Origin of the sequence: Pantanalinema sp. (genome assembly GCA_036704125.1) — a bacterium.
GTDB lineage: Bacteria > Cyanobacteriota > Sericytochromatia > S15B-MN24 > UBA4093 > JAGIBK01.
The window spans coordinates 1-12,573 of record DATNQI010000025.1 but is presented as its reverse complement, the minus strand read 5'-3'; the positions used below and the strand labels follow the sequence as shown (position 1 = coordinate 12,573).

At 65.5% G+C, this 12,573-nt stretch carries 15 protein-coding genes and 3 tRNA genes; 8 read left to right on the top strand and 10 right to left on the bottom strand.

Annotated elements, in window-relative coordinates:
* Positions 1-5: 5 nt before the first annotated feature.
* From fabG to smpB, 7 genes are all read right to left on the bottom strand, one after another.
* Entirely contained in the window at positions 6-752 is a 747-nt protein-coding gene (fabG, locus tag V6D00_03575; protein HEY9898239.1) for a 3-oxoacyl-[acyl-carrier-protein] reductase, read from the bottom strand.
* A gap of 65 nt (positions 753-817) precedes the next feature.
* Positions 818-1,750 carry an ACP S-malonyltransferase gene (fabD, locus tag V6D00_03570; protein ID HEY9898238.1) on the bottom strand — a complete coding sequence of 311 codons (933 nt, stop codon included), beginning with the start codon at positions 1,748-1,750 and terminating at the stop codon, positions 818-820.
* A gap of 50 nt (positions 1,751-1,800) precedes the next feature.
* Positions 1,801-2,817: a beta-ketoacyl-ACP synthase III gene (locus V6D00_03565; GenBank protein HEY9898237.1), complete on the bottom strand. Its 1,017-nt coding sequence runs from the start codon at positions 2,815-2,817 to the stop codon at positions 1,801-1,803.
* Between the two features lie 43 nt (positions 2,818-2,860).
* The gene (gene plsX, locus V6D00_03560) at positions 2,861-3,952 is read right to left on the bottom strand and encodes a phosphate acyltransferase PlsX (protein ID HEY9898236.1); all 1,092 of its coding nucleotides are present in this window, start codon (positions 3,950-3,952) and stop codon (positions 2,861-2,863) included.
* Positions 3,953-3,980: 28 nt separating this feature from the next.
* On the bottom strand, positions 3,981-4,160 hold the full coding sequence (gene rpmF, locus V6D00_03555) for a 50S ribosomal protein L32 (GenBank protein ID HEY9898235.1): 180 nt from the start codon (positions 4,158-4,160) through the stop codon (positions 3,981-3,983).
* Positions 4,147-4,644 carry a YceD family protein gene (locus V6D00_03550; GenBank protein ID HEY9898234.1) on the bottom strand — a complete coding sequence of 166 codons (498 nt, stop codon included), beginning with the start codon at positions 4,642-4,644 and terminating at the stop codon, positions 4,147-4,149. Before V6D00_03550 ends, rpmF begins: the two co-directional genes overlap by 14 nt.
* A 117-nt stretch (positions 4,645-4,761) precedes the next feature.
* Positions 4,762-5,241: an SsrA-binding protein SmpB gene (gene smpB / locus V6D00_03545; protein ID HEY9898233.1), complete on the bottom strand. Its 480-nt coding sequence runs from the start codon at positions 5,239-5,241 to the stop codon at positions 4,762-4,764.
* Between the two features lie 117 nt (positions 5,242-5,358).
* On the opposite strand from smpB, the gene V6D00_03540 reads away from it, so the two are divergent.
* A complete protein-coding gene (locus V6D00_03540) occupies positions 5,359-6,393 on the top strand; it encodes a GNAT family N-acetyltransferase (GenBank protein HEY9898232.1) in 1,035 nt (344 codons plus the stop codon).
* A gap of 85 nt (positions 6,394-6,478) precedes the next feature.
* Here V6D00_03540 and V6D00_03535 read toward each other — a convergent pair whose 3' ends face one another.
* A complete protein-coding gene (locus V6D00_03535) occupies positions 6,479-6,988 on the bottom strand; it encodes a CvpA family protein (GenBank protein HEY9898231.1) in 510 nt (169 codons plus the stop codon).
* 54 nt (positions 6,989-7,042) lie between these two features.
* On the opposite strand from V6D00_03535, the gene V6D00_03530 reads away from it, so the two are divergent.
* The gene (locus tag V6D00_03530; protein ID HEY9898230.1) at positions 7,043-7,933 is read left to right on the top strand and encodes a hypothetical protein; all 891 of its coding nucleotides are present in this window, start codon (positions 7,043-7,045) and stop codon (positions 7,931-7,933) included.
* On the opposite strand, the gene V6D00_03525 is transcribed toward V6D00_03530, so the two are convergent.
* Positions 7,884-8,399: a hypothetical protein gene (locus V6D00_03525; GenBank protein ID HEY9898229.1), complete on the bottom strand. Its 516-nt coding sequence runs from the start codon at positions 8,397-8,399 to the stop codon at positions 7,884-7,886. The two genes, V6D00_03530 and V6D00_03525, sit on opposite strands and share 50 nt — an antisense overlap.
* 22 nt (positions 8,400-8,421) lie before the next feature.
* The gene (locus tag V6D00_03520) at positions 8,422-9,216 is read right to left on the bottom strand and encodes a hypothetical protein (GenBank protein HEY9898228.1); all 795 of its coding nucleotides are present in this window, start codon (positions 9,214-9,216) and stop codon (positions 8,422-8,424) included.
* Positions 9,217-9,431: 215 nt separating this feature from the next.
* Between V6D00_03520 and V6D00_03515 the strand changes: the two genes are divergently transcribed.
* The 6 genes from V6D00_03515 to V6D00_03490 all read left to right on the top strand — a co-directional run bounded on the left by V6D00_03515 (position 9,432) and on the right by V6D00_03490 (position 12,553).
* Positions 9,432-9,504: transfer RNA gene (locus V6D00_03515), tRNA-Gly, on the top strand.
* 71 nt (positions 9,505-9,575) lie between these two features.
* Positions 9,576-9,646, top strand: a tRNA-Cys gene (locus V6D00_03510).
* A 15-nt stretch (positions 9,647-9,661) separates the two neighbouring features.
* Positions 9,662-9,735: transfer RNA gene (locus V6D00_03505), tRNA-Val, on the top strand.
* An 89-nt stretch (positions 9,736-9,824) separates the two neighbouring features.
* Positions 9,825-10,220: a VOC family protein gene (locus tag V6D00_03500; protein ID HEY9898227.1), complete on the top strand. Its 396-nt coding sequence runs from the start codon at positions 9,825-9,827 to the stop codon at positions 10,218-10,220.
* A gap of 105 nt (positions 10,221-10,325) precedes the next feature.
* Positions 10,326-10,760 carry a GyrI-like domain-containing protein gene (locus V6D00_03495; GenBank protein ID HEY9898226.1) on the top strand — a complete coding sequence of 145 codons (435 nt, stop codon included), beginning with the start codon at positions 10,326-10,328 and terminating at the stop codon, positions 10,758-10,760.
* A 542-nt stretch (positions 10,761-11,302) separates the two neighbouring features.
* A complete protein-coding gene (locus V6D00_03490) occupies positions 11,303-12,553 on the top strand; it encodes an IS256 family transposase (GenBank protein HEY9898225.1) in 1,251 nt (416 codons plus the stop codon).
* The last annotated feature ends 20 nt before the right edge of the window (positions 12,554-12,573 follow it).

Below are 12,573 nucleotides of genomic sequence, written 5' to 3'. Positions count from 1 at the left end.
AGGGGTTAGGTATGCATGCCGCCGTCGACGTTGATGACCTGCCCGGTGATGTAGCTTCCGCCGGTCGCGAGGAACGCGACCAGGGCGGCCACCTCTTCGGGATCCCCGAAGCGCCCCAGGGGGAGCGAGTCGAGGTAGGTCTTCTGGACGTCGTCGGTGAGCTTGTCGGTCATCTCGGACCTGATGAAGCCCGGGGCGATGGCGTTTACCAGAACGTTGCGGCTGCCGAGCTCCTTGGCGAGCGACTTGGTGAAGCCGATGATGCCCGCCTTGGAGGCCGCGTAGTTGGCCTGGCCCGCGTTGCCCATGACGCCGACCACGCTGGAGACGTTGATGATCCGTCCGGCGCGCTGCTTCATCATGGGCTTGGCCACGGCCTTGGAGACGAGGAAGACGCTCTTGAGATTGGTGTCGAGCACCGCATCCCAGTCCTCTTCGCTCATCCGCAAGAGCAGGGTGTCGCGGGTGATCCCCGCGTTGTTGACCACCACGTCGATCTTGCCGTCGCCCCAGGAGAGGACGTCCTTGATCAGGCGATCCACGTCATCGGCCCTGGAGACGTCGGCCTGGATGGCCTTGGCCTCGCCGCCGGCCTGGGTGATCTCCGCGACGACCGCATCCGCAGCCGAAGAGTTGCTCACGTAGTTGATGGCGACCTTGGCGCCGAGCTTGGCGAGGGCAATGGCGCAGGCGCGGCCGATGCCGCGGCTGCCGCCGGTGACGAGTGCGACTTTTGCGTCGAGTGCGTTCATGAGACTGCCTTGGTTCGTGTCCGGTCAGGACGAGAGGGATGAAAGATCAGATTCTACCACGCTTGCTACACAGACACCGGGACGTTGAGGGTATCGATCGCCTTGCGAAGGGCCTCGGGGTCTTCCGTGGCGAGGGTCGGTGCCTTGCGATCGAGCTTCTTCACGAGGCCCGAGAGCACCTTGCCCGCCCCCAGCTCGACGAAGGTCGTCTCGCCCTCGGCCATCATCCGGCGCAGGGAGTCGGTCCAGCGGACCGACGAGGCGAGCTGCCTGGCGAGCTTGGCCGAGAAGTCGGCCGCGCGCGTGGTCGGCAGCGCGTCCACGTTGGTGACGACGGGGACGAGGGTGTCCTGCCAGGGGGCCTTGGCGAGCGCAGCGGTCAGCTGCTCGCTCGCCACTTCCATCAGGGGTGAGTGGAAGGCGCCCGCGACGACCAGGGGCACGACGCGCTTGGCACCGGCCTCGGCGGCCTTCTGGCTCACCTCGGCGACCCCCTCGGGGGTGCCCGAGATGACGAGCTGATCGGGCGAGTTGTAGTTGGCGACGACCACCGTCGCGCTGGCCTCGCGGCAGAGGGCTTCGAGCTTTTCCGCCTCGAGGCCCATGACGGCTGCCATGGTGCCGGCTTCGGCCTTGGCCATCAGCTCGCCGCGCAGGCGCACCAGCCTGAGGGCCGTCGCGAAGTCCAGCGCGCCCGCAGCGCAGATGGCCGAGTACTCGCCGAGCGAGTGGCCAGCGAAGAAGGCGGGCTCCGGGGCGCCCAGGGCCCTGAAGGCGCGCAGGGCGGCCATCGAGGTCACGAAGAGCGCGATCTGGGCGTTCTCGGTGGCGCGCAGGGTCTCCTCGGGGCCTTCCCAGCACAGCTTGCGCACGGGCAGGCCCAGGATCTCCTCGGCCTCCTCGAAGGTGCGCATGGCCTCGGGGAAGGCCTCGGCGAGGGCCTTGCCCATGCCGACGACCTGGGAGCCCTGGCCAGGGAACAGAAATACGAGTTTCATGATGCCTCCTCGTGGGCCGCTAGGCCCGGGTGGGGAAGGGGGCAGGGCCGCTAGGCCCGAGTGGGGAAGGGGCGATCGCACGTCCAGCGCAGCAGCGCGCTCGCCCAGGTCAGGCCCGAGCCGAAGCCCACCAGGCAGACCAGGTCGCCCTTCTTGATGGTGCCCGCCTCGACCGCTTCGGCCAGGGCCACGGGCACGGTGCCCGCGCTGGAGTTGGCCATGCGATCCACGTTGACGATCATCTTCTCCATGGGAACGCCCATGCGCTTGGCGGCGGCCTCCATGATGCGGTAGTTGGCCTGGTGCAGCACGAAGTGATCGATCGCCTCCACCGGGACGCCGGTGCGCCGGGCGATCTCGTCGACGCACTTGGGCACGATCTCGACGGCGAACTTGTAGGTCTCGCGGCCGTTCATGTGGACGGTGTGCTGCCGGGCCTCGACCGTCTCGGCCGTCGGCGGCACGCGCGAGCCCATGGGGATCTGGATGTGGGACGAACCCGCGCCGTCCGCGCCCATGTAGCTGCCGAGTAGGCCTTCTTCCTCGCCGCCGCGCAGCACGACCGCGCCGCAGGCGTCACCGAAGAGCACGGCGGTGCCGCGGTCCTGCCAGTTGATGTACTTGGAGAGCAGGTCGCCGCCGATGACCAGGGCCGTGCGGTACATGCCCGTGGCGAGGAACTGGGCGGCGACGACGGTCCCGTAGACGAAGCCGCTGCACGCGGCCTCCATGTCGAAGGCGGCCGCGGGGGACGCGCCGAGCGCGTGCTGCACCAGGGCGGCCGTCGAGGGCATCGCCATGTCCGGGGTGGAGGTCGCGACGATGATGAGATCCAGCTCGGAGGCCTCGACCCCCGCGTGCGCAAGCGCCTGCCTGGCGGCGGGGATCGCCATGTCGCTCATGGCGTGCTCCGGCGACGCGATGCGGCGCTCTCGGATGCCCGTGCGCTCGCGGATCCAGGCGTCGTTGGTGTCGAGGAAGGTCTCGAACTCGGCGTTGGTCATGATCCGCTCGGGGACGTGGTAGCCGCAACCGATGACGGAGACGGGGAGCAGGGAAGTGGTCATGGGGCTCTTTCTCAAGACGGGACAGACGGGTCTGTCCAGTATCTCATGCCGCGCCGCCGCCGGTAGGAGGCGCGAGGGGCTCGCCCGGTTCGGCATTCGCCAGCAGATCGTGCGTGTCCGCGAGGATGGCGTTCTGTGCCAGTTCGGCATTCGCCAGTAGACCGAGCGTGTCCGCGAGGATGGCTTCCTTGGCGACGCGGATGGCGTTGACGATGGCCTGCGCCTTGCTCGAGCCGTGGCTGATGACGCAGATGCCGTTGACGCCAAGGAGCAGGGCGCCGCCGTACTCGGCGGGATCCAGGCGCTTCTTGAAGCGCTTGAACACGGGCAGCAAGAGGGCCGCGCCGAGTTTCGCCGCGAGACCGCCCTGGTTGATCTGCTCCTTGAGCAGGCCGTTGAAGAGGTCGCCCATTCCCTCGGCCAGCTTGAGCATGACGTTGCCGACGAAGCCGTCGCACACCGCCACGTCCACGTTTCCTCGCGGCAGGTCCCGCCCCTCGACATTGCCGATGAAGCGGAGCCCCCGGGTCTCGGCGAGCAGCTGGTGGGCCGCGAGCGCCAGCTCGTCGCCCTTGCCGGGCTCCTCGCCGATGTTCACGAGCCCCACGCGGGGCTCGGCGATCTTGAGCACCGCCCGGGCGTAGGCGTCGCCCATGCGGGCGAACTGGGCGAGGTAGAGGGGCTTGCAGTCCACGTTGGCGCCCACGTCCAGCAGGACCACCGGGCCCTTGAGGGTGGGCATGACCACGGCGATCGCGGGCCGTTCGATGCCGCGCACGCGGCCGAGGCGCAGGAGGGCGGCGGCCATGGCGGCCCCGGTGGATCCCGCGGCGACCACGCCCTGGCAGTGGCCGGCCTTGACCTGGTCCATGGCCACGACGATCGAGGCGTCCTTCTTCTTGCGAACGGCGCTCGCGGCCTCGTCCATCTGGATCACCTCCGCGGCGTGCACCACGGAGAGGGAGAGGTTCTCGCCGGCGTACGGCGAAAGCTCGGCGTTCAGCCGCGCCTCGTCGCCGACCAGCACCAAGGACAAGGCCCGGTCCGCTCGCAAGGCCTCGACCGCACCCTTGACGATCTCGGCCGGGGCGTGATCCCCGCCCATGGCGTCAAGGGCAATGCGAATGTCGGGCATTGGAGCGAACCGGGCCTCGAAGGTCTGCTTACTGAGCGACCGAGAGGATCTGCTTGCCGTTGTAGAAGCCGCAGGTGCGGCAAACGGTGTGCTGCAGCTTGGGGGCGCGGCAGTTGGTGCAGGTGGTCAGGTTGGGGGCCTTCGCCTTCCAGTGCGAGCGGCGGTGCCACTGCTTGGAGTTGGAAGTCTTCTTCTTAGGTTGAGCCATGGGTCTTGGATTCCTCCTCAGTGGTTCGACTTAGCAAGGCTTCGAGCTTACGCCAGCGCGGGTCGAGGGGCTTGTGCTTCGCGAGGTATTCGGGCTCGCACCCGCAGAGGCTGCGGCTGGGCAGATTCAACAGCAGGTGCTGCCGTAACAGGTCGGAGAGGTCGATCTCCCCGGTCGCTGCGACGGCCTCATCGACCTCGAGCGCCTGGGTCGGCGTCTCGGTCACCTCGAGCGTCTCGTCGAGATCGAAGGAGATCTCGGCGGGGGTCGGTCCCAGGCAGCGATCGCAGACCAGGTCCGCGGTCGTTTCCAGGTGGCCCGTGAGGGTGAAGAGGCTCTCGTCGACGGCGCGGGAGATCCTCACTTCACCGGAAAGGGGACGCTTGAGGGAGCCCAGGTCGGCCGGAAACTCCACGAGCTCGCTGAACGCGACGCGGGTTTCGCTCTCCGGGGCCTGAAGCAGGGTTTCCACATCCAAGAGCACGGGAAACCTCCTTCCGGGCACCAGCTGGACGACACGACAATTGGGCGCGTATTACCGACGATTCAGTATAGCAGCGGGGGTCCCTTTGTCAAGGCGTAACCTCGCCTTTACCGGGCCTTACCCCCCGCGGTGACGCTCTTTCAGGGCCCGCTCGATGTCGCGCTTGGCGTCCTTGGCGTGGAGGGCGTCGCGCTTGTCGTAGAGCTGCTTGCCCTTGGCAAGGCCCAGCTCGACCTTGGCCCAGTCGCCGTGCCAGTAGATCTTGAGGGGGATGAGGGTCAGGCCCTGCTCCTTGGTCTTGCCGATCAGGCGCGAGATCTCCATGCGCTTGAGCAGGAGCTTGCGCTTGCGCAGCGGATCGGGGTTGTAGCGGTTGCCGTGGGTGTAGGGGGCCACGTGCATGTGGTGGAGCCACACCTCTCCGTCCTCGATGCGCGCGAAGCTGTCGCTGAGGTTGGCCCGGCCCATCCGCAGGCTCTTGACTTCGGTGCCGGTCAAGGCGATGCCGGTCTCGAAGCGCTCGAGGATGTGGTACTCGTGGAAGGCTCGCCGGTTGTCGGCGATCAGGGAGGATTTACGGGTGTTCGCGGTTGCCATGTTGGCGCCCCTTGTTGATTTGCGTCTTCAACCTTGCTAGAATTACGCCGTCCATTATCGAGTGTCCCGACGCTCGGCGCAAGGGGACCGAGAGCGTCTGATCGGGGGAGCCTCACGATGATCCGTCCGGTCCGTTTCATGGACCTGCCCGCCCTCAAGACGATCTTCGAAGGATCGTTCACCGAGGAGTTCGAGCGGCGCGGCGTCGACATGACCGGCCAGCTGGTCCGGTGGCAGCAGATGTACCCGCTGGTGCGGGCCCTTTCGCTCTTCCCGAATCCCTACCAGTACACCATGAACCTCCAGGTGGCCGAGGTGGATGGGGCGATCGCGGGCTTCATCCAGACCAGCCCCGGCAACCACCAGAAGACCCGCTGGCACATCGACTACATGGCGGTCGCGGGCGACTATCGCCACCGGGGGGTGGCGACCGCGCTGCTCGACCACGTCTTCGACGCCTACGGCGGGATGGGGGTCAAGAGCTTCACCCTCGAGGTGGACACGCGCAACCTGGCGGCCCTGGGGCTTTACGCCAAGAAGGGCTTTCGCACCTACGCGACGCTCTGCTACTACCAGCTCTCCCCCGAGCGCCTGGCCGACTACGCGCCCGTCGAGCCGCCCGAGGGGCTGCGCGCTTACCGCCCCAAGGACGCCGAGGCCCTGTTGGCCCTGCACAACGCATGCACGCCCGCGAGCGTCCGGCTCGTCGACTCGCGCTCGGCCGAGGATTTCGAGCTGGGGTTCATCGAGCACAACTTCTCGCGCTGGCGCCGCAAGCTGGGCCTCTTCGAGGACCGCCGCTACGTGCTGGAGAACGCCGATCGGGTCGTGGTGGGGTACCTGCGGATCCTGGGCCACTTCCGCCACAGTCCCCAGAGCCTGCGCCTGACGGTACATCCCGGCTACGAGCACCTCTACGAGCCGCTCTTGCGCTTCGGACTTGGCAAGCTGCGCGGCTACCCCGAGAACGTGGTCCTCGCCTGGGCGCCCGATTATCAGGCGGCCAAGGCGCGCGCCTTCGAGGAGGCGGGCTTCAGTCTGTTGACCGCGGATCACCTGCTGGTGCGCGACAGCTTCCTGACGATCCGCATGCCCCTGCCCGGGGTCAAGGTGGACGAGGCCGCCTTCAAGCCCGCCTTCTGCGAGCCCTGAGAACCAAAGAGCATCCAACAAAACCAGGCATGTTACGGTCGCTGGCCGCCTTGGGCGGCTTGACGGATCAGTTTTGTTAGACGCGCTAGATCAGCTGACCGCCGGTGATCACCGGCGCCCACTGCTGCACCGCCGCGATGAGCGGCATGATCGCCCCGGCGATGTGCGAGTGGGCGATGGCCTCCTGGAGTTGCGGGATCTGCTGAAGCAGGGGGAAGTGCGCGAGGAGCAGAAGCGGGGTCGCGAGCACCACCACCCCGGTCATCAGGCCGAAGACGGCCCCGCCGATCCGGTCGGCGAGGATCAGCGGCGTCAGTCGCACCATCAGGCGCACCAGGCTGCCGATCACGTTGACTGCGCTGAAGGCGATCGCCCACGTCAGGACGGGGCGGGCGAAGATGGCCAGGGGCCACGTGGGAGGCACGAAGGAGTCCACGAAGGGGGCGACGAGCCCCTGGTACTGCCAGGCGGCGTAGGTCGCGATCACCACGGCGATCGCCCCGACGCTGGTGCGGATGAGGCCCGTGGTGAGCCCCCGCAAGACGTTGTAGCTCAGGATCAGGACGCCGAACACGTCCATCCAGGTCGCGATCACGTCACCCTCCGCTCTGAACGCGCGTTGTGGACAGCCCATGGGAATCCCGGTAGCATGGATTCCGGCACCTTCAAGGCTGGCGCCGTGTCGCCAAGCGCCTCGATCAAGGATACCCGGATGCAGTCCCTCAAGCAACTCGTCGCGCGCGCCGCGCGCCTCACGGTGTCCCAGCCCATCCTGTGGACCCCGCCCCTCGGCATCGCGCTGCTCTCCAGCCTGATGGCCCCCCAGGCCACCCCCCAGATGGGAATCATCCTCCTGGTCACGGCCCTCATCACCCTGGCGGTGACGGCCGGCTGGTACGCCCTCATCGCGGGGGCCGACGGCGACCAGCCTCCGGTCTGGGACGACTTCTTCGTCGCCATCGGCCGGCACTTCGTCCCCTTGATTGGCGGGACCATCGTCTTCGGCCTCCTGGTCGCCGTCGTGGCCATCCCCCTCGTCGTGGGAGGGGCCTCCTGGGCCGGCCCCGAGGCCCTGAACAAGCTGAAGGACCTGTTGCCCGGTCTCCTCGAGCAGGCCCAGACCAAGCCCGAGGTCCTGCTCTCGCTCGATCCCGCCCTGCTGCAGGCGGCCAACCGCTTCTTCATCGGGATCTGCGGCGCCGGGCTGTGGTTCGCCCTGGTGAGCATGGGACTGCTGTACTGGAAGCAGGCCGTGGTGCTCGGTGCCATGTCCTGGCCCGAGGCCTGGAAGGCCAGCCTCACGGTGCTGCGCCGTCACTTCGGCCTCTCCATGGGCGTGATGAGCGTCCACGGCGTGGCCTACATGGCGGCCGCCTTCCTGAGCCTTCTGCCGATTCCCCTCGGCCTGGTGGGGTGGCTCTTTCTGATCGGGGTGGACGTCTTCGCGACCGTCGCCTACACCCTGCTTTACCTGGAGGCGCTGCCCCCGGTCAAAACCGCTGAGTCAGCTTCAGCGACACCGACAGGCCAGCAGAGCTAGCTCCGGGGCAGGTCCAGCTTCGCAGCCGGAGCTGCATGGGCGCGGCACTCAAGATGAGCTCGCCCGACGCGCCGAGGCCACCCTGGGTGCCAAGCACGCTGACCTGGGCCTCCGCCACCCAAGGCAGCCACCGGAGTCGCCCGAGCAGTCCCACCGTTGGCCCGACCCCCAGGTCGGGCCTTTTCTTGTAGCCGAGGTCCAGCTCCAGCCGCCAGAGGCTTCCCGCTGTCGCGAGCGGCCCCTCCCAGGTGGGCTGCGGCAGGCTGAACAGGCTGCCGTTCGCGACCTTGAGGGCCCAGTCGAGCCATGGAGGCACCTCTTGGCGGGGCGAGGCGCGCTTGAGGTCCAGGGCCTCGCGCGGGGCGGTGTCCACCCGGCCGTCGAGGGGGAGGCTGATCGCCTCGGCCGGCTCGGGGAGCGAGAGGGTGAGCGCGAGGCCCAGGCTCAGGCCTCTGGTGCTAGGCATGGCCAGGCGCGCGGCGATCGTGCTAGTCGATCGCTTTGCGCCAGTAGCTGCTCGCCCGGTCCTCGACCACCTCGTAGGTCCCGGCCGGGACGACGAGGGTGGCGTGCTCCGGGTGATCGACCACCGTGTCGTGAGGGGCTACCAGGTAGAGCCTGCTCTCCTTGCGGTAGACGGTGCAGTCCACCGGGTTGTGGCGCCCGATGAGGCGCCCCCAGTCGCTGCTCATGACCTCTTCGTCGTGGGCGGGATCGCTGAAGAAGCTCTTGAGGCCCCCCACGGCCCGCTGCCAGAGGCCGGCCGCCTTGGGGCGCTCGATCTCCTCGACGTTCGACGGCAGGCGCTTGCGGGGCAGAAGCACGAAGTCCCCTTGCTGCAGCCCGCCGCGCCCGAGCCACTCGAAGCAGGTGTCGGGCTCGCTCGGCGCCCAGGATCCCATGGGCAGGCGCTGGCAGTAGGTGGTGCCGTTCTCCTGGAAGACCAGGTAGCGATAAAGCTGCTTGATGGCGCCCTCGCCGCGCCGGTAGCGGGCGGCGACCTCGATCAGGATGGCCTGCTCGCCTTCGACGCGCTTCTCTTCGGAGAGGCTGAGCCCCTGGGAGACGATGGAGACGATCTGCTCGCCCTGATCGACCTCGATCCTGGGCGTGATCAGGGTGCGGAGGGTGGCCTCCTGGAAATTGGGGATGTTGAGCACGCGCAGCGAGATCCGGTCCTTGATGCTCGGCGTGGCTTCGATGGTCTTGAGGGGTGTAGGAACCTGCGGCAGGATGCTTGGCTGCTGCGCGGACTGCAACTCGGGCTTCAGCTCGATGGCCATGAGGGGGCCCTCCTCTCGATTGACATTCGGGATGCGCGATTACCCTTCGAGCAAGCAACCATGCGGTGCTGCGGCCTCGGAGCGCCCCTATCCTAGGAGGGGGGTGGAAATGGTGTCAAGAAATGTAAAGTTAACTTCCTGTGTGGATTTCGGCTAAGAGGAGCGCGGGGGTGGGTTGACACGTATGGCCTGGCTGGGTATAGTAAGGAAGCTTCGCGGGTGTAACTCAGCTGGTAGAGTACCTGCTTCCCAAGCAGGCTGTCGCGCGTTCGAATCGCGTCACCCGCTCTCACTCGAAAGGTCACTTTTGAGTCGGCTTGAGCCTCAAGGTGCCTGGCACCCGAGGGTCCAATTTTTTCGGCGGCATAGCCAAGTGGTAAGGCAGAGCTCTGCAAAAGCTCCACCCCCAGTTCGAATCTGGGTGCCGCCTCTCCCTCACTTTCGAGGGCGCATAGCTCAGTTGGTTAGAGCGCTACGTTGACATCGTAGAGGTCACTGGTTCGAATCCAGTTGTGCCCACTGCAAGACCTTCAGCAATCGCTGAGGGTCTTTGTTTTGGAAAGCCTTCAAGCTCGTGCTGGTGCGGGAAAGGAATAGTAGGCAAGTCGATGATCAAATCGGTGACACCGTTTCTCATGTTCCAGGGCAATCTGGAGGAGGCGATCAACTTCTACGTTTCCGTCTTTCCGGGCGCTGAGGTGGCCGTTATTGACCGCTTTGGCGCGGAGCTACCTGAACGCGAAGGTAAGGTCATGCGAGCGAACTTGTCCTTTGCTGGACAGACGTTCATGGTCTTTGATAGCCCCGTGAAGCACGCCTTCTCTTTCACGCCGGCTTTTTCCATCTTCATTGAATGCGAGTCCGAGGACGAGGTTCGGCGCCTGTACGAGGCCTTGAGTGACGGCGGGTCGCCCTTGATGCCGCTGGGCGCGTACGACTTCAGCCGTCAGTTCGGCTGGGTGAACGACCGTTTCGGAGTCTCTTGGCAGGTAATTTTGGTCTGAGCAGCGGCACATTCTTCCTTAAATTCGAATCCAGTTGTGCCCACTAATGACCCGCTGGTGAAATAGCAGGGTTTCTATTCTTTGCGGAAGTAAGCGAGCGTACTCATGAAACTGGTTCAAAAAGCACCGATCAAGGTGGTCGGGGTCGAAGTGGTCGCGGATTGGGATCACCTCTCCCGGGCCATGCTAACTGCTTGGGACGCCTTTCTGAGTCGTCGCGGGGAGATCAAAAACCGCGTGGGCGAGGCGTTGATGGACATCTCGTTCAAGCAAGAGGGAACACAGTTCACTCAGGTCATCTGTTCCGAGGTATCGACGGTGGAGACGCTGCCGGAAGGCATGGTGACGCTGGACATCCCCGCCCAGTGGTACGTGCATCACCGGCACGTCGGTCCCGTAAAGGCCATACCAGCCACCTTCAACGAGATGATTGACTGGGCCGAGAGCAACGTCCATGTGACGGACGGCTTCAAGCTTGACATCGGCTACACCGCCCGCGGGCAACGCGCCCATGATCTCTACCTTCGCGTCTTGCGATAAGGGTTGGTTTGTCGAAATGGGTCTTTGACCTCGTAGAGGTCACTGGTTCGAATCCAGTTGTGCCCACTAGGTCCCCAGCCAATGGCTGGGGGTTTCTTCTTTTTGTCTAATTATCGCTCAGTCGGTTTTGGGTCAATTTCTGGATCGGATGTGAAACAAATGAAACGAATGAAACAGGATTGTTTCACGGAGTCTCGGACGTGCCATTGACTGAGCAATAACGTGTAAGCAGGTCTTCCCAAGTGCCACCCTTGGCAAAGTAGACCTGAGCGGGAACGTCAACAATGCTGCGCTTTTCAAACCAATGCCAGTAGCGTTCACCGCTGAGCAGTTCACTGGCTTTATGACAGTGCGAACATAGGAGGTGAAGATTCGATGCCTCATCACTTCCCCCTTCGCATCTGGCCTGGATATGTGCTCTCTCGGTGAGGTCACTGGTTCAGGTAGCGTCCCATAGACTGGTGTAAATCCGACCGGCACCTTGAAAAGAAGCCGCCGTCATGGTCTTTCCGTAGTTGCAACACACCGGAAAGGACGTAACCATGACGACGACCAATAACAGCATGACCGTGGGCGAGCTCGTAGGCAAGATCCTGGGCGAGGGGAACTCCGATTTCCTGAGGCAGGCCTTGATGGCTCTGGTGGAGCAGGTCATGGCCGTAGAGGTCGAGCACTTGATTGGCGCTGGCAAGCACGAGCGCAGCGAAGCTCGCACCAATCAGCGCAACGGCACCCGTGCGCGCCGCTGGGACACGCGAGTTGGCACGCTCGACCTCGCCGTCCCCAAGCTGCGCAAGGGCTCGTACTTCCCGAGCTTCCTGGAACCGCGGCGCCGCGCAGAGCAGGCCTTCGTCAGCATCATCCAAGAGGCCTACGTTCATGGGGTCAGCACTCGCAAGGTCGAGGACCTGGTGCAGGCGATGGGCGTGGAGAACCTCTCCAAGAGCGAGGTCAGCCGGATTTGCGCCACCCTGGACGAGCAGGTCGATGCCTTCAGGAGCCGCCCCTTGAGCCGCTGCTACCCCTATCTATGGCTCGATGCCACCCACCTCAAGGTCAGGGAAGGGGGCAGGGTGACCTCGAACGCGATCGTCGTGGCCTACGCCCTCAACGACGACGGGCACCGGGAGGTGATCGGCATCGATGCGGGCAGCAGCGAGAACGGGGCCTTCTGGCATGAGTTCCTGCAAAGCCTGGTGGCACGGGGCCTGCGAGGGGTCCAGCTGGTGATCAGCGATGCCCACGTCGGCCTCCAGCGGGCGATCCGGGCGGTGCTGACGGGTGCAAGCTGGCAGCGGTGCACCGTGCATTTCATGCGCAACGTCCAGGCTCGGGTTGCGAAGTCCGCCCAGGCGATGGTGACCGCGGCGGTGAGGACCGTCTTCGTCCAACCCGATCGCGCGTCGGCGGACGCGCAACTCGACCGAGTCGCCGAGACCCTGGAGGCCCGTCACCCCGAGGTGAGCCGGATGCTCTGGGACTTCAGGGAGGATATCCTGGCGCACTTCGCCTTCCCCCAGCTGCACTGGAGCAAGATCCGCAGCACGAACCTCCTGGAGCGGCTGAACCGCGAGATCGCCCGCCGGGCGGATGTGGTGGGCATCTTCCCGAACCGAAACTCGCTGCTGAGGTTGGTCGGGATGGTGCTTCTGAAGCAAAACGACGAATGGCAGGCCGAGAGGCGATACCTGAGCCTGGAGGCGATGGCGCTGTTGAAGCTGGAGGTACTCGAAGGCGGCACGGCGCTGTCCGAGGCGATGACGGCCCTGCCGTCGGCGGCTCGGGTGGCTTAAACGGGAACCAGGAAAACCAT